Consider the following 20,432-nt stretch of genomic DNA (forward strand, 5'->3'; position numbering starts at 1 on the left):
TCGCGGGTGCCAATCCTTACTTGAACCGCCGCGCCGACTTCTTGATCTCTTCCTCGGAGAAGAAGATCTCCTTGGCGTGGGTGACGATGTCCTCCGCCTTCCATCCCGTGAATGGCGGCGTCCAGCCCTCCATTTCCATCATCCGCATTTCGCGGACGCCGCGCGGGCCGGAGACGCCAAGCACCTTGCCGGTCTGGTCGCCCGACAGATCGCTGACCATGTAGAGCACGGCCGGCGCGATGCCATCGGGCCCGAGCGCCGCACCCGGGTTCTCCTTGTAGCGCGGCAGGTCCGCGGTCATGCGGGTCAGCGCGCCCGGCGCCAGGGTCCAGATCCGGATGTTGTACTTGCGGCCCTCGATCGCCAGCACATTGGAGAGGCCCCAGATGCCGCCCTTGGCGGCGCCGTAATTGGTCTGGCCGAAATTGCCGATCAGGCCCGAGGTCGAGGACGTGTTGACGATGACGCCGCCGCCATTGTCGCGCATCCATTTGAACACCGGCTGGCTGCAGCAGAAGGTGCCCTTGAGGTGCACCTTCATCACCTTGTCCCAGTTCGCTTCCTTGGCCTTGTGGAAGGTCTCGTCGAGCAGGATGCCGGCATTGTTGACCAGGATGTCGGCGCGGCCGAAATGCTTGATGGCGTCGTCGAACACCGACTGGCCGCCGGCCAAGGTCGAGATGTCGGCGCCATTTGCGACCGCGCGGCCGCCCTCGGCCTTGATCGCGTCGACCACCTTGTCGGCCATCGACTTGTCGGAGCCCGAGCCGTCGCGCGGGCCGCCGAGATCGTTGACCACCACGGCCGCGCCCTCGCGCGCAAACAGCTTCGCATAGGCTTCACCAAGCCCGCCGCCGGCGCCCGTGATCAGCGCCACCTTGCCGTCGAGTAATCCCATGGTTGTTTTCTCCGTGTTGTTCTTTCTTCTTCACCTCTCCCCGCCTGCGGGGAGAGGTCGGATCGCCCTTGCGATCCGGGTGAGGGGTACAGGTCTGTCCGCAAGACCACCGTTGCGGAGAAAGCCCCTCACCCCACCCTCTCCCCGCAAGAGCGGGGCGAGGGAGTCGACGGCCGTCGAGCGTTGCTACGCCAGCACCGTCTTGCCGCTCTTGATCACGGTGACGCCGCGCGACTTCACCTTGGCCTCGAACGACACCACATTGCCGTCCTTCCACAGCTCCATGGTCACGGTCTCACCGGGGAACACCGGCGAGGAGAACCGCGCCACGTGCTGCTTGAAGGCGGACGGATCGTAGTCGGCATAGGTCTGCAGCACGCCGCGGCAGGTGATGCCGTAGGTGCACATGCCGTGCAGGATCGGCCGCGGGAAGCCGGCCTTCCTGGCGAACTCCGGATCGGAGTGCAGCGGGTTGCGGTCGCCGCACAGCCGATAGACCAGCGCCTGGTCGGGCCGCGTCGTGATGTCGACCACCTTGTCCGGCGCGCGCTCCGGCACCTTGTGCGGCTCGGGCTGGCCGTCGGACGGGCCGCCGAAGCCGCCATCGCCGCGGGCGAAGCGCGAGGCGACCAGCGTGGCGAGCTTGTCGCCCTTCTCGTCCTTCAGCACGGTCTGGTGGCGGATCACCGCGCCCTTGTCCTTGCCCTTGTCGAACACGTCGAGCACGGTCGAGTCGGCCGTGATGTGCGCGGCGGTCGCGAACGGCTTGTGGAAGGTGATGTCGCGCTCGCCGTCGACCACCATGACGCGGTTAAGATTCATCTCGCCGGGACCGGCGCCCCAGGCCGCGACCGAGGCAAACGTCGGCACCACCTTGAGCGGGCGCGGCGTCAGCACGCCCTCATTGACGAAAGCGAGCTCCTTCTCGTCCATCGGATCGGCACCCAGGCCGATGCCATAGGCATAGAGCATCACGTCGCGGTCGGCGTAGCTGTATTTCTGGCCGAGATTCTTCAGGGCCATCAGCTGTTCGTACACGATCGGCATCGTTGTTTTCTCCCCGAATGTATTCTTAACGGCACGGTGCCCATTACTGCGCCCTCTCCCCTTGTGGGAGAGGGCAGCACCGGCAGTCGTCTCAAACTCGTTTCGGTGAGGGGTTCGCGCCACAGAGAGATTCTCTACGCGGAGAGAGACCCCTCACCCGCCTTCGCTTTCAGCGAAGGCACCCTCTCCCACAAGGGGAGAGGGTAAAATCAGGCCGGCGTGAAGAACGGCAGCGGGGCGCCGTCGGTCGGCTTCCACACCACCTTCACCTTCTGGCCGATCTTCACCTTCTCCAGATCGCAATCGACGATGTTGGTCTGCAGCGACGGACCTTCCTTCAGCGTCACATAGGCGATCGCATAGGGACCGGTCGGCGACTTCCGCATCAGGCTGTAGGTGTAGACCGTGGCCTCGCCGCTCGACTCTTCCCACACCGTCTTGTCCGAGAAGCAGAACGGGCAGATCGCGCGCGGGAAGTAGTGCGCCTCGCCGCAGGTGTTACAGCGCTTGATCATGAACTTGCCCGCCTTCGCCGCCTCCCAGAACGGCGCGGTCTCCGGGTTGGTCACCGGGGCATTGTACTTCTTCGCTTCAGACATCACGCACGCTCCAGAATGCAGGTTGAGGCGGCGTGGCGAACGCCGAGCAGACCGCCGGTGCCGTGGGCGATCGCGAGGTCGCAGTTCTTCACCTGCACCTTCGGATGCGCCTCGCCGCGCAACTGGCGCACAGCCTCGAGGATTTTCGTCATACCGCCGCGATTGACGGGATGGTTACTGCACAGACCGCCGCCGTCGGTGTTGAACGGCAGCTTGCCGACGCCCGAGATCAGATTGCCGTCGGCGACGAACTTGCCGCCCTCGCCCTTCTTGCAGAAGCCGAGGTCCTCTAGCTGCATCAGCACCGTGATGGTGAAGCTGTCATAGATCGAGGCGTATTTGATGTCCTTCGGCGTCACGCCCGCTTCCTCGAAGGCACGCGGACCGGACCACACGCCGGCGGAGTAGGTCAGATCGAGATCCTTGCCGCCGCGCGGGCCCTTCATCGCCTCGCCATGGCCGATCAGGCGCACCAGCGGCTTCTTCAGGCTCTTGGCGATCTCGGGCGTCGTGACGATCATCGCGCCGCCGCCGTCGGTGACGACGCAGCAATCCATCCGATGCAGCGGATCGGAGATCATCGGCGAGTTCAGCACGTCCTCGACGGTGACGACCTCTTTCAGCATCGCATGCGGATTGTATTGCGCATGATGCGAGGCCGCGACCTTGATCCAGGCGAGCTGCTCGGAGGTGGTGCCGTAGTCGTGCATATGACGCATGGCACACATGCCATAGGCATTGTGCGTGGTAGCCCCGTAGGCGGATTCGAAATCGGCCTCGGCGCCCGAGGCGCGCGGCGGCATCGGGCCGGTGCGCGGTTTGCCCGCCAGCGTGACCAGCCCGACCGAGCATTTGCCCGCGGCGATCGCCTCGGCGGCGTGGCCGAGATGGATCAGATAGGAACAGCCACCGGTCTCGGTGGAGTCGACATGACGCAGCTTCTTGGTGTTGAGGCCGAGATAATCGACCATCGGCCACAGCCCGCCCGGCGCGTCGCCGGCGCAGAAATAGCCGTCGATGTCGTCCTTCGTGAGCCCGGCGTCCTCGATCGCGCCCTTGGCGACCTCGGCGTGCAGCTGTGCTGTTGATTTATCGGGTGCGTGCCGGGTGGGATGTTCGTAGATCCCGGCAATGTAGGCCTTGCCCTTGATGGTCAAATCGCTCTCCGCTGGCGTTTCTTCGCTCGAGCGTTTTTCTGAACCGACGACGCGACCTTGGCAAGCGCGGAAATATTCCGTCAGGCGAGACTGCGGGTAGGCACGGTACGCGCTGCCAAAACACCAGGTGTCGTCCCGGCGAAAGCCGGGACCCATAACCACAGGATTGTGTGGTGAGAGTGAGCCGTGGCCCCAGCGTCGCGCTACGACAAAGTGCGGTGGTTATGGGTCCCGGCTTTCGCCGGGACGACACCGCGTGTGTGGCTACACTACTCCGCCGCCATCTGCCGCGGCGCGGACGGCGGGTTGGCGAGGTCGGCGGCGAGTTGCGCGTAGCGAACCTTCGCCTCCTTGATCGCCTTGTCCTTCACCGGACCGTAGCCGCGGATGCGATCGGGCAGCGCCAGCAATTCGACCGCGATGTCGTGATTGAGCGGCGACAGCAGGCCGAGCACGGTCGCGACATCCTTCTCGTAGCCCGCGATCAGATCGCGCTCCAGCTTGCGGTCGGCGTTGTAGCCGAAGATGTCGAGCGGCGTGCCGCGCAGAAAGCGGAATCTCGCAAGCACCCTGAAGGCCGACATCATCCACGAACCGAAGGCGCGCTTTTTCGGCCGGCCCTGCGCGTCGAGCCCGCCGCCGAGGATCGGCGGCGCCAGATTGAAGTTGAACTTGAACTCGCCCTCAAACTGATCGCGCAGCTGCTTCTCGAAACGGCCGTCGGTGAACAGCCGCGCCACCTCATACTCGTCCTTGTAGGCGAGCAGCTTTGCGTAGTTGATCGCGACCGCGCGCGGCAGCGCCTCGCCATAGCCGCCCTTGGTGGCGGCGTCGCGCACCTGGTCGACCAGCTTGCGATAGCGCTTTGCCAGACGTGCATTCTGGTAGTCGGTCAGGAACGCCATGCGATGGGTGATGATCTCGTCCAGCGACATCGCATCCAGCGATTTCGGTGGCGCGATTTCGTCGTCGCCCTTCATCATGCCGCTCAGCCGTGCCGGATCGGCGGCGGCCAGGCGCCCGAGCTGGAACGCCTGGGTGTTCATCTTGATCGAGACGCCGTTGACTTCGATCGCCTGCAGAATCGCCTCCGCCGACAGCGGCAGCAACCCGCGCTGATAGGCAAAGCCCATCATCATGATGTTGGTGGCGATGGAGTCACCGAGCAGCGCTTCGGCCGGCTTGGTGAAGTCGAAGAACGCGGAGTCCTTGCGCAGCTCGGTCTCCAGCACGCTGTTGACCTTGCGGCTCTGGAAGTTGAAGTCGCGGTTCAGGATGAAGTCCGCGGTCGGGATCACGTGGCTGTTGATGATGCCGACGGTGCGGCTCGCATCGCACAGCGTGATGGTGTCCTTCGACGCCGCCACGACCTCGTCGGCCGCAAGCACCAGATCGGCCGTTCCGGTCACGATGCGCGAGCAGGTCACGTCGGCGGTGTGCTCGGAGAGCCGGACGTGGCTCAGCACCGCGCCGCCCTTTTGCGCGAGACCTGACATGTCGAGGATCATCGAGGCCTTGCCCTCGATATGGGCGGCCATGCCGAGCAGCGCGCCGATCGTCAGCACGCCGGTGCCGCCGACGCCGCCGACCGCGATGTTGTAGGGCCGGTCGAGCGCGGGCTTGGAGGCCGGCTCCGGCAGATTATCGATGCTGCCGAGCTCGGGCGGCGCGCGCCGCCTGAGCTTGCCGCCGTCGACCGTGACGAAGGACGGGCAAAAGCCCTTCACGCAGGAATAATCCTTGTTGCAGGTCGACTGGTTGATGGTGCGCTTGCGCCCGAGCTCCGTCTCCAGCGGCTCGACCGAGATGCAGTTCGACTGCACCGAGCAGTCGCCGCAGCCTTCGCAGACCGCGGGATTGATCAGCACGCGGCGCTGCGGATCCTCCATCAGGCCGCGCTTGCGGCGACGGCGCTTTTCGGCGGCGCAGGTCTGCACGAACACGATCGCCGACGTGCCCTTGGTGTCGCGGCACATCTTCTGGACGTTCTCGAGCTCGTCGCGGTGATACAGCTTGACGCCGGGCGCGATGGTGTCGGCCGGATAGGCGTCCGGATTCTCCGAGACCAGATAGATCTCGCGGATGCCTTCGGCATGGAGCTGGAAGGTGATCTGCTGCGGCGAGAGATCGCCGTCGTGGCGCTGGCCGCCGGTCATGGCGACCGCGTCGTTGTAGAGGATCTTGTAGGTGATGTTGGCCTTGGAAGCGATCGACTGGCGGATCGCGAGAATGCCGGAGTGGAAATAGGTGCCGTCGCCGAGATTGGCGAAGATGTGGTTCTCGTTGGTGAACGGCGCGATGCCGACCCACGGCACGCCCTCGCCGCCCATATGGGTGAAGGTCTCGGTTGACCGGTTCATCCACAGTGCCATGAAGTGGCAGCCGATGCCTGCCAGCGCGCGGCTGCCTTCCGGCACCTTGGTCGAGGTGTTGTGCGGGCAGCCCGAGCAGAAATACGGCGTGCGGCTGACAGGCGCGGTCGCCTGCATCTGCGTCGACTGACGGCCGTTGAACCAGTCGGCCTTGGCGCGCAGCATCTCGGCGATTTCAGGATTGAGATTAAGTCGAAGCAGCCGTTCGGTGAGCGAGCTCGCAAGCGAGGCCACGCTGAGCTCGGCGGCGAAGGTCAGGAAGCGCTTGTCGTGATCGTCCATCTTGCCGACGATGCGCGGGCGCACGTCGTCGCGCCAGTTGAACAGCTCCTGCTTGACCTGGTTCTCGACGATCTCGCGGCGCTCCTCGACAATGAAGATCTCCTCGAGGCCGACGGCGAAGTTGCGCACGCCTTCCGGCTCCAGCGGCCAGGGCATGCCGATCTTGTAGAGGCGGATGCCGATCTTGGCGGCGATCTCGGGCGTGATGCCGAGCTCGCGCAACGCCTGGCGGATGTCCTCGTAGCTCTTGCCCGAGGCCATGATGCCGTAGCGCGCGTTCGGCGAATCCATCGTGATGCGGTTGACCTTGTTGGCGCGGGCGAAGGCGATCGCGGCAAAGCCCTTGTAGTCCTGCAACCGGCGGTCCTGCTCGAAGCGGTCGTCGGGCCAGCGGATGTTGAGGCCGCCCGGCGGCAATTCGAAATCGGTCGGGATCACGAACGGCGTCATCTCGTCGGTGAGGTCGATCTCGGCGGTCGTCTCGACCGTCTCGGTGATCACCTTCATGCCGACCCAGCAGCCAGAGTAGCGCGACATCGCGATACCCAGGAGGCCCATCTCGATCATTTCGTGGATGCTGGAGGGGTAGAGGTAGGGCATCAGCGCGGAGATGAAGGCGTGGTCGGACTGATGCGGGACGGTGGAGGATTTCGCGCCATGGTCGTCGCCGGCAAGGCAGAGTACGCCGCCATGCTTGGCGGAGCCGGCCGCATTGCCGTGGCGGAACACGTCGCCGCAGCGGTCGACGCCGGGGCCCTTGCCGTACCAGATGCCGACCGCGCCATCATATTTGGCGCCCGGCGACAGGGCGAGCTGCTGCGAGCCCCAGATCGCGGTGGCCGCGAGGTCCTCGTTCACGCCGGGCTGGAATTTAATGTTGTACTGCTCGAGATGCTTGCGGGCGGCGAACAGCTGCTGGTCGTAGCCGCCGAGGGGGGAACCGCGATAGCCGGAGATGAAGCCTGCCGTGTTGAGGCCCGCGGCGCGGTCGCGCCTGATCTGCGCCATCGGCAGGCGGACCAGCGCCTGGATGCCGGTCATGAAAACGTGGCCGGTGTCCTGGGTGTATTTCTGGTCGAGGCTGATAGGCCCTTGGTTGATTCCCATTTAGCCCTCTTTTCGCTGGTCGCGACGACTGCTTTTTAGCTAGTCATCCGAGCTTGTTGGAACCAGTCTATGTCGGATTTTCCGGCCCGCGCAGCACAATTCTGGGCGACCGGGCCCGTGGCTCAAAAATCGCAATTTCGTGCCGGGAATATTGCAGGGCCGTTTCGGTTTCTGTCGCAGGACAGGCCCGTGGCGAAATGGCGTGACGCGTCTTGTGGACCGGAAGGTGATCGGATGCGGCGACGATTTCGAACGACGGGTGCGATTCTGGTTGCAGCGCTGTTGTGCGGCGCGCTCGCGACCCGCGAATGCGCCGCCGCGCCGACCGACGACGTCATCGCCCGCGGCAAGGCGCTCACGATCGCCGGCGACTGCGCCAGCTGCCACACGGCCGATCCGGCAAAGCCTTTTGCCGGGGGGAAGCGGATCGACACGCCGTTCGGTGCGGTGTTCTCGCCGAACCTCACCCCCGACCGCGATACCGGCATCGGCGGCTGGAGCGACGACGATTTCCTGCGCGCGCTGCGGAGGGGCGTCGCGCCGAGCGGCGCGCATTATTATCCCGCCTTCCCCTACCCGTACTTCACGAAGCTGATCCGCGGCGACATCCTGGCGATCCGTGCCTATCTCGCGACGCTGGCGCCGGTCAGCAACAAGGCGCCGCCACCGGAGCTGCGCTGGCCGTTGAACTACCGCGTGCTGATGCGGGTCTGGAACGCGCTGTTCTTCACGCCGGGCATCATCCAGCCGGACCAGAACAAGGGTTCGGAATGGAATCGCGGACGCTATCTCGTCGAGGCCCTCGCCCATTGCGGCGCCTGCCACGCGCCCAAGAACGCCTTCGGCGCCGACAGGCGTGACCAGGCGCTCAGTGGCAGCACGGTGCAAGGCATGTTCGCGCCAAGGCTCGATGGCGCCGCGCGCAGCGGGCTGAAATCATGGAGCGTCGCTGACATCGCCGAATATCTGCAGAGCGGCCGCAACGTGCACAGCCATGCCGGCCCCCTGATGTCCGAGGTGGTGCTCAATTCGACCTCGAAGATGAGCGACGCCGACGTGCGCGCCATTGCGGTCTATCTGAAGGGCCTGCCCGCCGGCGCGCCGGAGCCGGAGGTCACCCCGCCCTCGCCGGCGCAGATGAGCAATGGCGAACGCATCTACCGCGGGGCCTGCATCGCCTGCCATGAGCTCGACGGCTCCGGCGCGCCGCGGATCTATCCGCCTCTGCCCGGCAACGCCAATCTGCAATCGGCCAATCCGGCGAGCACGCTGCGCATCATCCTCGACGGCGCGCAGACCGTGACCACGCCGCGCGCCCCGAACGGCGGCTCGATGCCGGCCTATCCCAAGCTCACCGACCAGGAGGTCGCGGACGTTGCGACCTACATCCGCAATGCCTGGGGTAACGCGGCGCCGGCCGTCACCGCGGACGAGGTCGCCAAGGCGCGGACGGCGAAATAGCCGTTCAGCGCTCCTCGTCGCTGAACACGAATTTCGGCATCTCCCATCGGTAGCGGATTGCGAGCATGCGGAACGTCAGCCCGAGTGCGAAGGTCAGCGCGGTCCAGAGCTGGGCGTTCACCTGCAGCCCGGAGCCGGTCACATAAAACAGTCCGGTCACCACGGAGACGCTGGCGTAGAGCTCGCTGCGAAACAACAGCGGCACCTCGTTGCAGAGGATGTCGCGCAGCACGCCGCCGGCGCAGCCGGTGATCATGCCGGCGACGATCACGATCGGCAGCGGGACGTCGACTTGTGAGGCCACGTCGCAACCGGCCATGGTGAACACCACAAGTCCGATCGCATCGAGCACCAGGAATGCGAGGTTGAGCCGGTGCACGAGCCGCGCCAGCAGGATGGTGGCGAAGGCGCCCGCCGCCGCGACCGCAAGGTAGATCGGGTGCGCGACCCAGAGCAGCGGATAATGTCCGAGCAGCACGTCGCGGATGGTGCCGCCGCCGAGCGCGGTGATCGCGCCGAGCATGCAGACGCCGGCCCAATCCATGCTGCGCCTGCCTGCCGCCAGCGCCGCCGTCATCGACTGCGCCGCAACCGCAATGAACGAGAGCAAGTGCAGCACCGAATCGGTGGGCGGCATGGTCCACATTGAAAAGGCCTCATGAAACAGGTTGGAACCCGAGGAATCGGCGGTTCCTGCATGAACAGGTTGCAACATTGGCGCGGAACATCCTCGCGCGCCAGCCATTGTCCTCTGCGTTTAGCTTTCAGGTGCTAACGGAGGAACTTTGCAATGGCCCATCAACCTGACGATCCGTATCGCGCCAACCTGACCGAGGACGAAATGCGCCGTCAGGCGCGCTTCAACAGCCTGGACAACGAGCTGCAGCCGGACCCGGAACTCCAGGAGGGACCGGCCAGCACCACCAAGATCGCGATGTTCGCCGTCGCGGTGGCCGTGGTGCTCGGTGCGTTGTTCTACGGCTTGAACAATACCTCGGTGCATGAGGCGGGTACCACGCCGTCAGCGCAGACCGCGCAGCAGCAGCCGGCCAATCCGGCCGCGCCGCCTCCGGGCATGCGCGACGTGACGCCGAAGCCGAACAGCCAGCCCGGCACGACCACGGGCGCGGCACCTGCGCAGCCGGCCTCTCCATCGGCCAACAAGCCGACTGGACAGGAAATCGACCGCTCGGCGGCGCCGGCCGACTCGACCGGCGACAAGAACAAGTAATCCGCTCGCTATCGTGAGCGATGAAGCAGCGGGCCCCGGCGGCCCGCTGCTTTTTTGCGTGTGAGTCTACTTGAACATCTTGTTGAGCTCGCCGCCGGGATAGCCGTTGGCGAATTCCGTGAAGGTGCCCTTCTCGGCCATCTCCTTGGCCGCCTTCATCACGCCGGTCCAGGCCATCCGCGCAAGCGCTCCGCCGACGCTGATCCGGCGCACGCCGAGATCGGCGACCGATTGCAGCGTCAGCTCCGACGCGCCGCCGATCAACAGATTGACCGGCTTTGGCGCCACCGCCTTCACAACCGCGGAAATCTCCTCCTTGGTCGCGATGCCCGGCGAATAAAGGACGTCCGCTCCTGCTTCCGAATAGGCCTGCAGCCGTTCGACCACCAGATTGAGGTCCTTCTTGCCCCACAGGAATGCCTCACAGCGGCCGGTGAGCAACACACCGCTGTTGTCGGCATCGATGGCCTTGCGCGCCGCCTTGATGCGCTCCACCGCAAGCTTGTGCTCGAACAGCGGGTTGGCGGTGTCTCCGGTGGAATCCTCAATGGAAAGCCCGGCGACGCCGGTCTTGACGCCGCGCGCGACATTGGCGGCGACCTTGTCGGGCTCGACCGCGAAGCCGCCCTCGAAATCCGCATTGACGGGAATATCGACCGCCGCGCACAGTGCGGTCAGGTGGTCGCAGACGTCATCGACGGTGACGCGGTTGTCGGCCTTGGCGATGGTCCATGCAAAGCCCGCGCTGGTCGACGCCAGCGCCTTGAAGCCGAGATGCTGCAAGGCGCGGGCGCTGCCGACATCGAACGGATTCGGAATGATGAAGCACCCGCTCTCATGCAGCTTCCTGAAGGCGGCGCGTTTGTCAGCAGTTGGCAGTGGCATTGGTCGCTCCCTGGAGTCATTGGCCGCGCACAGATAGGCACCCACGCATCCGCCCGCTAGTGCGGCTCATGCGCCGCGCGGCTGTCCTTCGGCGCCTGATCGCGTTCGTTCAGGCCGTAATCACGGATCACGCTTGCCACCCGCAGCCGGTAGTTCTCGAAGATCCGCGCGCGGCCCTTGGCCTGGGTACGGCGATGTTCGATCGTGTTGCGCCAGGCTTCCACCGCAGCCTCGTCGCGAAAGAATGACAGCGACACGAACTTGCCCTTCTCGGTGATGCTCTCGAACCGCTCGACCGAGATGAAGCCGTCGATCTCCTGCAGGATCGGCTTCAGCTCGGCGGCGAGGTCGAAATAGAGATCCCGTTGCTCAGGCTTGGGCCAGACTTCGAAGATCACTGCGATCATGGGCGCCTCCCGCACATTGCTGTTGTGGCCCTACTATACCTCGACCTTGCGGAGAAATGTCCGTTCCTCGGCGAGGATGAAGCGGTTTTCTTCCGCGAAGTTGAAGTTCGCCACTCCCTCCTTGTCCTGGCGCAGCCGCGCGCGATAGGCCTCATAGGCGGCAAGGCTGTCGAACGAGATCAGCGCAAAGGCGATGTTGTTGGTTCCCTCATGCGGCATCCAGTAGCCGATGAGGTCGCCGCCGCAGCGCGGGATGATCGAGAGCCAGTTCCGCGAATACTCCTCGAACATCGCGCGCTTGAACGGATCGAGCTGGTAGCGGATGAAGACGGTGACGGTCATTGATGGCCTCCAGTCATGTTTCCGTTATTGCGAGCGTCAGCGAAGCAATCCTCGCAATGACGGCCCGGTGAACAATAGCGGCTTGTCCGACCTCGATGCTTCGGCTATCATCGAACTATGAAAGCAGGACCCGACATCTCCCGGATCGCCGCTCTGGTCGGCGATCCCGCGCGCTGCAACATGCTGACCGCGCTGATGACCGGCCGGGCGCTGACCGCGAGTGAGCTGGCGCAGGAGGCCGGCATCACGCCGCAGACGGCGAGCTCGCATCTCTCCAAGCTCGAGGCCGGCGGGCTGATCGAGCCCGAGAAGCAGGGCCGCCACCGCTACTACCGCCTCTCCGACCCCGACGTCGCCGACGTGCTGGAAGGCCTGCAGGGCATTGCCGCCCGCGCCGGCCATATGCGGGTGCGCACCGGGCCAAAGGATCCGGCGCTGCGCCGCGCCCGCATCTGCTACGACCATCTCGCCGGCGATCTCGGCGTGCAGATGCTCGACAGCATGAAGCGGCAGAAGCTGGTCCGCCAGAGCAAGCAAGCGATCGAGCTCACCGGCGAAGGCAAGCGCTTCATGGCCGAGGAGCTGCAGATCGACGCCGATGCGCTGACGCATCCGCGCCGGCCGGTGTGCAAGGCCTGCCTCGACTGGAGCGAGCGACGGCATCATCTCGCCGGCACGCTCGGTGCTGCCATGATGGACCGCTTCACCGAACTGAAATGGGCCGCACGCGACCCTGCGCCGGGCAGCCGCGTGGTCAATTTTTCGCGCAACGGCGAGAAGCGATTCGCTGCGCTGTTCGGCCCGGACCAATAGCGGCGCGCCTTCGGGCATGCGTCGATGAACCGCCGGTCTCGCTTGCCTCGCCTTCCGATGTATTTTCGTACGCTCGCCATGAGCGCGCGGCTGCCCGCGTCCGCGAAATATTTCGAACTGATGCTGAGCCGGCTTGCGGCGTGCTGACGCAGCTGTGAGCTGCAACATTCATGTCGCATTCAGGCCGCAACATTATGGTCGGCGACATCGGGCACGCCTTCTGCAATGATCCGGCTGGGCGAATCGGTAGACGAAAGGTTGTTGCGGTGCCGCAGCGCGGCCCAAAATAAAAAAGGAGAAGACATGAAGTATCTTTTTGCTGCAGCAGTTCTGCTGACGACCGCATTCGCCGGCATCAGCGCCGCTGATGCGGCCGGTGGCTGCGGCCCCGGCTGGCACCGTGGCCCCTATGGCGGCTGCGTCAGGAATCGCGGCGTCGTCGTCGCGCCGGGCGCCGTTGTCGTGCGCCCGCCGGTCGTGGTCGAGCGCCCCGTCGTGGTGGCGCCGCGTGTCCGCGCCTGCCCGTACGGCTTCGTCTGGCGCTACGGCCGTTGCCGCCCGATCTGATCGCGGCAGATTCCGAACTAACAAAACCCCGCCTGGCGCGGGGTTTTTCTTTTCGTCATGGAGTCGATATCACCAGCGGCGCCAGTGATGACGGCGCCAATGGTGGCGACGCCAGCCCCAATGCCTGCGGTGCCAGTGCCGGTGACGCCAACCCCAATGGCGATAATGCCAGCGTACTTGCTCGGGCTTCATGCGGCCGACCTCCTCGGCCGTGGTGACGGCGGGATGCGCTTCGCCAGCCGCTGGTGCGCGTGCATCCTGGTTGAGGGGAAGCGGCGCGAGCGGCGCCGCCTGCGCCGTCGCTGCGAAGGTGACGGCTCCGGCGGCGACACCGAAGGCCATCTTCAGAAAATCCCGACGTTCCATGAGCGTTTCCCTTTGTTGCTGAGTTGGACCAACTGCAGCAGTAAGTTTTTGCCTCGCGAGCTGAACGCTCGCTGAACCGCGCGTTCACGTTTCATGGAACTCGAGCGTTGTCGACGTCGTGACGTCACGCAACCATCATGCCGCCGTCGCCTCCTCCGCCAGCACCAGGAGATCGCGCGTGCGTGTCACCTCCGGCCAGTCACGGTTGAAGTCGGCGACCAACCGCTTCATGTGATCGCTGCTCACCGCGCGCTCGAGCGCCTTCTCGTCGGCGAACTGATAAGTCGCCTGGTGCAGCGAGGGATCGCTCAGGCTCCAGCATCGCCAGGCGCGCTCGGCGCCGAACGATTTCATCGCGTCCGGCAGATGCTCGCGCGAATACCAGGCGTCGAAGGCGGCACGCCGGGCGATGTCCGTGACGGTGGCGCGGACGACGAAATAGGCTGCGGGCATTGGTTTTCCTCCATGGTTTCATTTCGCACAGGCGGCCGGCATATGCTCCGTGATATGTCGGCCTGCTGACAATGCCTGATCAGGGGGATCACCCATGCTTGCCCGTCACCGCACCGCCCTGCTCTCGTTCCTGCTCGCCCTCGGCGCCGCGCTGCCCATCGCCGCCGGGGAGATCGCGCTGCCGCGCGAGGCGCAGCTCGGGCCGCGCCCGTTCTATCTGGTCGACAAGATGAAGGACGGGCCCCTGAAGCAGCAGCTCAGCCAATGCACCGGGCCGTTCCACAAGACCGATTTTTCGATTGGCCATCGCGGCGCCGCGCTGCAATTTCCCGAGCATAGCCGCGAATCCTATCTCGCCGCCGCACGGATGGGCGCCGGCGTGATCGAATGCGACGTCACCTTCACCAGGGACCGCCAGCTGGTGTGCCGGCACTCGCAATGCGACCTGCACACCACGACCAACATCCTGACGGTGCCGGATCTCGCTTCAAAATGCACGCAACCCTTCAGCCCGGCCGATCCCGCCGCCGGCAGGAAGGCCTCGGCGAAGTGCTGCACCAGCGACATCACGCTCGCCGAATTCAAGCGGCTCACCGCGAAAATGGACGGCTTCAATCCGGATGCGAGGACGCCCGAGGAGTACCAGAACGGCACGCCGCGCTGGCGCACCGACCTCTACGCCAATTCCGGCACGCTGATGAGCCATGACGAGAGCATCGCCTTGATCAAAAGTCTCGGCGCAAAATTCACGCCCGAGCTGAAGGCGCCGGAGGTGGCGATGCCGTTCGACGGCGACTACACCCAGGAGACATATGCGACCCAGATGCTCGCCGCCTACAAGGCCGCCGGCATTCCGTCGAGCGACGTGTTCCCACAGAGCTTCAGCCTTAAGGACATCCTCTATTGGGTGAAGACCGAACCCGACTTTGCCAGCCAGGCGCTCTATCTCGAGGACCGCTACGAGAAAGCGGGCCTCGATCCGAACCGGCCGGAGACCTGGAAGCCGTCGATGCAGGAATTGAAGGCCTCCGGCGTCGCGATCCTGGGACCGCCGATCTTCGCGATGCTGGCGCTGAACGACAAGGGCGAGATCGTCCCGTCGGCTTACGCCAGGGCAGCGAAGGCCGCCGGCCTCGATCTGATCGGCTGGTCGCTGGAGCGCGACGGGCCGCTCAACCGAGGCGGTGCGTTCTACCACAAGTCGGTGAAGGCGGCGATCGACCGCGACGGCGACACGTTGACCGTGCTCGACGTGCTGGCAAGACAGGTCGGCGTCCGCGCGATGTTTTCCGACTGGCCGGCGACGACCACATTCTATGCGAACTGCATGGGGATGAAGTGAGATCTTGCGGGGCAGGTTACAGCCGCGCCTGCCCCGCCCTACGCACCGTGCGCGCCCGCCATGACCATTCCGGCCGTTCCGCGCGCGGCAGAACGGGACTAGCATCATCGCCTTCCCGCCCGACGGGACAACACCACAGGGAGGCCGCCATGAAGCCAGGACAACCGGTCAAGGACGCCAGCCATCTCTACGAAGTCGAGCGCCGCGCCCAGCACGCCGCCCGCCCCGGCTTCCGCATCATGGAGCTGCAGCTCTCGCCGACCCAGAAGGTGCCGTGGCACACCCACAGCAACATCTCCGACACCTTCTATGTGCTGGAGGGCCAGATGCGGCTGTTCCTGCAGGAGCCCAAGGAGGAAGTGAACCTGAAGGTCGGCGAAGTCTACGCCGTCCGCCCGACCCGCCCTCACCTCGTCACCAACGCCGGCACGACGTCGCTGACGTTCCTGATCCTGCAAGGCGTCGGCGAATACGACTACGTACCGCTGGCGTCGAAGTAACTCCCTCCGCTGTCGTCCCGGCGAAAGCCGGGACCCATTACCACCGCATTTCGGTGATGAACGGGATCGCCCCAGCGTCGCGCAACAATTGAGACTTGGGATAATGAGTCCCCTGAGTTCACAAACGAAGTGCAACACTTCCTTGAGGAGGTGTTGCCATGGGGCGGACTTACAAGCAGCTCTCTCTGGACGACCGATGCGAGATTGCCTGCCTATCGGCCAATGGCAGCTCGGTCCGGCAAATCGCGGCAGCTCTGGATCGCTCGCCATCAACGATCTCTCGGGAACTGAGGCGCAATCGGGGGAGCCAGGTCGGCTACAAGCCGAGCTATGCCCAGCACCAGATGCGAGCGCGGCGCTGGACGGGCGGACGCCTCGAACGGGAGCCCGGCCTGCGCCGCGCGGTGTTGCAACGCCTTCGCCGCGGCTGGTCGCCCGAGCAGGTCGCTGGCCGGCTGGCCCGCGAGTACGGGCGCAAGGTGATCTCCCACGAGACCATCTACCGCTTCATCTATCGCCAACTCAGGCGCACCACGGACTTCAACTGGCGGCGCTATCTGCCGCGCGCCAAGAGCAAGCGCGGCTGCCGCGGCAAGCGGGGCGGCAGCCCCGCAAGCTTCATCGAAGGCCGTGTTTCCCTGGCAAATCGGCCGCTCGAAGCGGCCGACCGCAGCGTGCCCGGGCACTGGGAGGCCGACCTGATGATGTTCTCGAAATACGGTCAGGCCGTGCTGACCGTGCACGAGCGCACCTCGCGGCTGCTGCTCGGCATCCGCCTTGCCAGCAAGGTCGCGCGCGGTGTCGCCCGCCATCTCGTGGGCTTCTTCGCGCCCCTTCCACAAGAGCTGCGCCAGAGCGTTACCTTCGACAACGGCACCGAGTTCGCCGGTCACCTGGCGCTGCACCGCCTCTCGATCGCGACCTTCTTCTGCGATCCCCATGCCCCCTGGCAGAAGGGTGGCATCGAGAACGCCATCGGCAGGATGCGCCGCTTTATTCCCCGCAAGACGGATCTCGTAACCCTCTCGACCGCCAGATTCCGCCAGTTCATCGCCGCCTACAACAACACCCCGCGCAAATGCCTTGACTACCGCACGCCTGCCGAGTCCTTTGCTCAAGTGTTGCACTTCGAATGTGAATCCACCTCCTGGCTTTCGTCAGGACGACACTGAGTTTGCGGCGCCGCTTTGCGCGCCCGCCGCGCCTCACATCAGTTTCAGCGGCGCGTCGTGAACCAGGCGCAGGTCGATATTGCCGATCAAACGCGCGCGGCGCGCCTCGGCGGTGCTGATCGCAGCCTCGGTCTGCCGCAGTGTGCTGACATTCGAGCCGAGCGACACGATACCACCGAGCACCAGTGCGATCGATCCGAGTGCCGCGGTCTGACCGGCGCCCAACAGCTCGAGCAGCGCGACGGCCAGCAACGCGAACCCGCCTGCGATCGCGACCTTCGAGCCGAGAATGATCCGCCGGGAGCGCTCGGCGCTCTCGGCAAGCTCCTCGATCTGCGCCTCGATCTCGGAGATCTCGTCGGTCGGCTCGTCTTCGGTCATCGGGTTCGGACCTGTAGGGCGGGTCAGGCGGAAGCCGTAACCCGCCGTGTTCATTTTCGCAAGAAATCGCTACGCTTCAGGCGCGCGCTAGCTCTTGGTCATCCGATTCGGACTCAAATCAAATGTTAGCCTGTTCAACGCTCGACGACGGATGGGTCGCTGCGGCTCCCGCCGAGGTCGGCTTCGATGCCGAAAGCCTCTCCAGACTCGACGCGTTTCTCAAACAATGGCCCAAGCGCAACGTTCACGCCGTTGTCATCGTACGGCGCGGCAAGCTTGTGTTCGAGCGCTATTTCGCCGGCCGGGAGCGGCGGTGGATGGAGTGGTCGGCACCGGTTCAATTTTCGCCGGAAACGAAGCACGACATCCGCTCCATCTCGAAGAGCGTAACCTCACTTCTGATCGGCTTGGCCATCGGCAAGGGACAATTTCCGCCGCTCGATTCCGCTGTTATCGACTATTTCCCCGAATATGCCGATCTTCGTACGACGAGGAACGCTCGCATCACGTTCCGGCACCTGCTCACCATGTCGCACGGTCTACGGTGGGATGAAGCGCGCGGCTGGAACAGTCAGGCGAACAACGAACGGCATCTGCTCGAAGCGAAAGATCCCTACCGCTATGTTCTGCAACAGCGGATGGCGCTCCCGCCCGGCGTATCGTTCAACTATAGCGGCGGCGCCACCAGCCTCCTGGCTGCGGCCCTTGCCAAGAGCGTCGGCCAACGGATCGATGCTTTTGCCAGAGACAAGCTGTTCGAACCGCTCGGCATCACTGATGTCGAGTGGCTCAGCTTTACCGGCAGTGCCGAACTCGCGGCCTTTGCCGGATTGCGGCTACGGCCGCGCGACGTCGCCAAGCTTGGCGAACTCGTCGCGAATGATGGACGCTGGAACGGCAGACAGGTCCTGCCCGCCGCGTGGATCGCCGAGTCGACCAAGCCGCGGGTTAACGCCGGAGGCACGTGGCCGTCTACTATGGTTATCACTGGTGGCTTGGCCGTTCCTTGCTGAACGGTCACGACCTGATCTGGATCGCCGCGTACGGCAGCGGTGGCCAACGCCTTTTCATCGTGCCCGGGCTCGATCTGGTGGTCGTCGTGAACGCCTTCGACCACGATGCCATCTCAAACGCCATCCTCAACCAGTTTCTCCTGCCTGCCGTGACGGACTGTCCGCCCCTTTCAGCGTAAAGGGTTGGAATGGGGCTGAGCTCAGCTCTCTGTTCGCAGGGCCGGTTACGCGACCGGGTCCGCGCGCGTAGCGCAGTGAGCGAAGGTGGAAGCCGCAACCCGCCACGGATCGTACGCCCCTGGAACCTCGAGATTCCGGGTTCGCGCTCACGCGCGCCCCGGAATGACGACAACAAGAGCAACAAAGGGAGACGCGCATGCGAAGGTCGTGGGTTACGCTTGCGCTAACCCACCCTACGCTCTCCTCACAACGGCAGATTGTCGTGCTTCTTCGCGGGGATCTCCACCTTCTTGTCCTTCAGCATCGCCAGCGCCCGCGCGATGCGGCGGCGGGTCGAATGCGGCATGATGACGTCGTCGATGTAGCCGCGTTCGGCGGCGATGAAGGGCGACAGGAAGCGGTCCTCGTACTCCTTGGTGCGGGCGGCGATCTTGTCGGGGTCGCCGATGTCAGAGCGGAAGATGATCTCGACCGCGCCCTTGGCACCCATCACAGCGATCTGGGCGGTCGGCCAGGCGTAGTTCATGTCGGCGCCGATTTCCTTCGACGCCATGACGTCGAAGGCGCCGCCATAGGCCTTGCGGGTGATGATGGTGACGAGCGGCACCGTGCACTGCGAATAGGCGAACAGCAGCTTTGCGCCGTGCTTGATCAGGCCGCCATATTCCTGCGCGGTGCCCGGCAGGAAGCCCGGCACGTCGACGAAGGTGACGATCGGGATGTTGAAAGCATCGCAGAACCGAACGAAGCGCGCGGCCTTGCGTGAGGCGTCGCTGTCAAGCACGCCCGCCAGCACCATCGGTTGGTTGGCGACGAAGCCGACGGTGCGGCCGGCGATGCGGCCGAAGCCGGTGACGATGTTTTTCGCAAAGGTCTCCGAGATCTCGAAGAAGTCGCCCTCGTCGACGACCTTGAGGATCAATTCCTTCATGTCGTAGGGCTTGTTCGGATTGTCGGGGATCAGCGTGTCCAGCGACATGTCGACCCGCCCGATATCGTCGAAGCTCGGCCATTCCGGCACACCGTCGCTGTTGTTCGAGGGCAGGAAGTCGATCAGGCGGCGCATCTGCAGCAGCGCGTCGACGTCGTTCTCGAACGCGCCGTCGGCGATCGAGGAGCGCGTGGCATGCACCGAGGCGCCGCCGAGTTCCTCGGCGGTCACCACCTCGTTGGTGACGGTCTTCACCACGTCGGGGCCGGTGACGAACATGTAGCTGGTGTTCTTCACCATGAAGATGAAGTCGGTCATCGCGGGCGAATAGACGTCGCCGCCGGCGCAGGGGCCCATGATGACGGAGATCTGCGGGATCACGCCCGAGGCCTGCACGTTGCGGCGGAACACATAGGAATAGCCCGCCAGCGCCGCGACGCCCTCCTGGATACGCGCGCCGCCGGCGTCATAGAGGCCGATGATCGGCGCCCTCGCCTTCATCGCCATGTCCTGCAGTTTCGTGATTTTCAGCGCGTGGGTTTCGGAAAGCGAGCCGCCGAACACCGTAAAATCCTTGGCAAAGACGAACGTCTTGCGGCCGTTGACCGTGCCCCAACCGGTGACGACACCGTCGCCGGGGATCCTGGTCTTCTCCATGCCGAATTCGATCGAGCGGTGCTCGACGAACATGTCGAATTCCTCGAACGAGCCCTTGTCCAGCAGGAGCTCGATCCGCTCGCGGGCGGTCAGCTTGCCGCGGGCGTGCTGCGCCTCGATGCGCTTTTCGCCGCCGCCCAGCTTGGCGCCGGCGCGCCGCTCTTCGAGGGTATCGAGGATATCTTTCATTTGTTTCCGCCCGTGTTAGCTACAGTCCGCGTCCCGGCGCGAGCCGAGGTCCGCTTCGTTCGGAAATGGCTTAGCACGGC

23 protein-coding genes are annotated in these 20,432 nt (G+C 64.8%); 9 read left to right on the top strand and 14 right to left on the bottom strand.

Translation table 11 applies throughout. The annotated features are described in order from the left end of the window. Positions 1-16 precede the first annotated feature (16 nt). From ACVI1L_RS37805 to ACVI1L_RS37825, 5 genes are all read right to left on the bottom strand, one after another. Positions 17-898, bottom strand: a complete 882-nt coding sequence (locus ACVI1L_RS37805) for an SDR family oxidoreductase (protein ID WP_456785160.1) — start codon at positions 896-898, stop codon at positions 17-19. A 186-nt stretch (positions 899-1,084) separates the two neighbouring features. Further along, positions 1,085-1,945, bottom strand: coding sequence for a MaoC family dehydratase (locus ACVI1L_RS37810; protein WP_076831310.1), 861 nt, complete (start codon positions 1,943-1,945; stop codon positions 1,085-1,087). A 209-nt stretch (positions 1,946-2,154) separates the two neighbouring features. Next, positions 2,155-2,544 (bottom strand): Zn-ribbon domain-containing OB-fold protein, encoded by a 390-nt coding sequence (locus ACVI1L_RS37815; protein WP_076831312.1) that lies wholly within the window; start codon positions 2,542-2,544, stop codon positions 2,155-2,157. After that, positions 2,544-3,701: a thiolase domain-containing protein gene (locus tag ACVI1L_RS37820; RefSeq protein WP_076831315.1), complete on the bottom strand. Its 1,158-nt coding sequence runs from the start codon at positions 3,699-3,701 to the stop codon at positions 2,544-2,546. Before ACVI1L_RS37820 ends, ACVI1L_RS37815 begins: the two co-directional genes overlap by 1 nt. A 269-nt stretch (positions 3,702-3,970) precedes the next feature. Continuing rightward, positions 3,971-7,462, bottom strand: a complete 3,492-nt coding sequence (locus ACVI1L_RS37825) for an indolepyruvate ferredoxin oxidoreductase family protein (protein ID WP_253639649.1) — start codon at positions 7,460-7,462, stop codon at positions 3,971-3,973. A gap of 234 nt (positions 7,463-7,696) precedes the next feature. On the opposite strand from ACVI1L_RS37825, the gene ACVI1L_RS37830 reads away from it, so the two are divergent. Beyond that, the gene (locus ACVI1L_RS37830; protein WP_456785161.1) at positions 7,697-8,923 is read left to right on the top strand and encodes a c-type cytochrome; all 1,227 of its coding nucleotides are present in this window, start codon (positions 7,697-7,699) and stop codon (positions 8,921-8,923) included. Between the two features lie 4 nt (positions 8,924-8,927). Here ACVI1L_RS37830 and ACVI1L_RS37835 read toward each other — a convergent pair whose 3' ends face one another. After that, on the bottom strand, positions 8,928-9,569 hold the full coding sequence (locus ACVI1L_RS37835; RefSeq protein WP_057015966.1) for a trimeric intracellular cation channel family protein: 642 nt from the start codon (positions 9,567-9,569) through the stop codon (positions 8,928-8,930). Positions 9,570-9,713: 144 nt separating this feature from the next. Between ACVI1L_RS37835 and ACVI1L_RS37840 the strand changes: the two genes are divergently transcribed. Further along, entirely contained in the window at positions 9,714-10,154 is a 441-nt protein-coding gene (locus ACVI1L_RS37840; protein WP_057015965.1) for a hypothetical protein, read from the top strand. 66 nt (positions 10,155-10,220) lie between these two features. Here ACVI1L_RS37840 and ACVI1L_RS37845 read toward each other — a convergent pair whose 3' ends face one another. Genes ACVI1L_RS37845 through ACVI1L_RS37855 form a run of 3 tightly spaced genes read right to left on the bottom strand, consistent with a single transcriptional unit; the run spans position 10,221 to position 11,788 of the window. After that, positions 10,221-11,039: an isocitrate lyase/PEP mutase family protein gene (locus ACVI1L_RS37845; RefSeq protein ID WP_456785162.1), complete on the bottom strand. Its 819-nt coding sequence runs from the start codon at positions 11,037-11,039 to the stop codon at positions 10,221-10,223. Between the two features lie 56 nt (positions 11,040-11,095). Continuing rightward, entirely contained in the window at positions 11,096-11,446 is a 351-nt protein-coding gene (locus ACVI1L_RS37850; RefSeq protein ID WP_028338223.1) for an antibiotic biosynthesis monooxygenase family protein, read from the bottom strand. A 33-nt stretch (positions 11,447-11,479) separates the two neighbouring features. After that, entirely contained in the window at positions 11,480-11,788 is a 309-nt protein-coding gene (locus ACVI1L_RS37855; RefSeq protein ID WP_050384507.1) for an NIPSNAP family protein, read from the bottom strand. Positions 11,789-11,905: 117 nt separating this feature from the next. On the opposite strand from ACVI1L_RS37855, the gene ACVI1L_RS37860 reads away from it, so the two are divergent. Beyond that, positions 11,906-12,601 carry an ArsR/SmtB family transcription factor gene (locus tag ACVI1L_RS37860; RefSeq protein ID WP_225161759.1) on the top strand — a complete coding sequence of 232 codons (696 nt, stop codon included), beginning with the start codon at positions 11,906-11,908 and terminating at the stop codon, positions 12,599-12,601. A gap of 179 nt (positions 12,602-12,780) precedes the next feature. Here ACVI1L_RS37860 and ACVI1L_RS37865 read toward each other — a convergent pair whose 3' ends face one another. Then, the gene (locus ACVI1L_RS37865; RefSeq protein WP_456785163.1) at positions 12,781-12,906 is read right to left on the bottom strand and encodes a hypothetical protein; all 126 of its coding nucleotides are present in this window, start codon (positions 12,904-12,906) and stop codon (positions 12,781-12,783) included. Here ACVI1L_RS37865 and ACVI1L_RS37870 point away from each other — a divergent pair. Then, entirely contained in the window at positions 12,905-13,168 is a 264-nt protein-coding gene (locus ACVI1L_RS37870; RefSeq protein ID WP_076831326.1) for a GCG_CRPN prefix-to-repeats domain-containing protein, read from the top strand. The two genes, ACVI1L_RS37865 and ACVI1L_RS37870, sit on opposite strands and share 2 nt — an antisense overlap. Before the next feature lie 69 nt (positions 13,169-13,237). Here the strand turns inward: ACVI1L_RS37870 and ACVI1L_RS37875 are convergent, their stop codons facing one another. Further along, positions 13,238-13,534, bottom strand: coding sequence for a twin-arginine translocation signal domain-containing protein (locus ACVI1L_RS37875; protein WP_076831329.1), 297 nt, complete (start codon positions 13,532-13,534; stop codon positions 13,238-13,240). 135 nt (positions 13,535-13,669) lie between these two features. Then, the gene (locus ACVI1L_RS37880) at positions 13,670-13,987 is read right to left on the bottom strand and encodes a hypothetical protein (RefSeq protein ID WP_057015961.1); all 318 of its coding nucleotides are present in this window, start codon (positions 13,985-13,987) and stop codon (positions 13,670-13,672) included. A gap of 94 nt (positions 13,988-14,081) precedes the next feature. Here ACVI1L_RS37880 and ACVI1L_RS37885 point away from each other — a divergent pair, with 94 nt between their 5' ends. From ACVI1L_RS37885 to ACVI1L_RS37895, 3 genes are all read left to right on the top strand, one after another. Then, positions 14,082-15,329, top strand: a complete 1,248-nt coding sequence (locus ACVI1L_RS37885; RefSeq protein WP_456785164.1) for a glycerophosphodiester phosphodiesterase family protein — start codon at positions 14,082-14,084, stop codon at positions 15,327-15,329. A 149-nt stretch (positions 15,330-15,478) separates the two neighbouring features. Further along, positions 15,479-15,829, top strand: a complete 351-nt coding sequence (locus tag ACVI1L_RS37890; RefSeq protein WP_018272103.1) for a cupin domain-containing protein — start codon at positions 15,479-15,481, stop codon at positions 15,827-15,829. Between the two features lie 158 nt (positions 15,830-15,987). Further along, a complete protein-coding gene (locus tag ACVI1L_RS37895; RefSeq protein ID WP_456785165.1) occupies positions 15,988-17,001 on the top strand; it encodes an IS30 family transposase in 1,014 nt (337 codons plus the stop codon). A gap of 33 nt (positions 17,002-17,034) precedes the next feature. On the opposite strand, the gene ACVI1L_RS37900 is transcribed toward ACVI1L_RS37895, so the two are convergent. Next, positions 17,035-17,382 carry a hypothetical protein gene (locus tag ACVI1L_RS37900; protein WP_076831330.1) on the bottom strand — a complete coding sequence of 116 codons (348 nt, stop codon included), beginning with the start codon at positions 17,380-17,382 and terminating at the stop codon, positions 17,035-17,037. A 122-nt stretch (positions 17,383-17,504) separates the two neighbouring features. Between ACVI1L_RS37900 and ACVI1L_RS37905 the strand changes: the two genes are divergently transcribed. Next, entirely contained in the window at positions 17,505-18,395 is an 891-nt protein-coding gene (locus tag ACVI1L_RS37905) for a serine hydrolase domain-containing protein (protein WP_456785166.1), read from the top strand. After that, entirely contained in the window at positions 18,389-18,574 is a 186-nt protein-coding gene (locus tag ACVI1L_RS37910) for a hypothetical protein (protein ID WP_456785167.1), read from the top strand. Before ACVI1L_RS37905 ends, ACVI1L_RS37910 begins: the two co-directional genes overlap by 7 nt. 245 nt (positions 18,575-18,819) lie before the next feature. On the opposite strand, the gene ACVI1L_RS37915 is transcribed toward ACVI1L_RS37910, so the two are convergent. Next, positions 18,820-20,352: an acyl-CoA carboxylase subunit beta gene (locus tag ACVI1L_RS37915; RefSeq protein WP_076831336.1), complete on the bottom strand. Its 1,533-nt coding sequence runs from the start codon at positions 20,350-20,352 to the stop codon at positions 18,820-18,822. Between the last annotated feature and the right edge of the window lie 80 nt (positions 20,353-20,432).

The organism is Bradyrhizobium sp. USDA 4516, assembly GCF_054055915.1.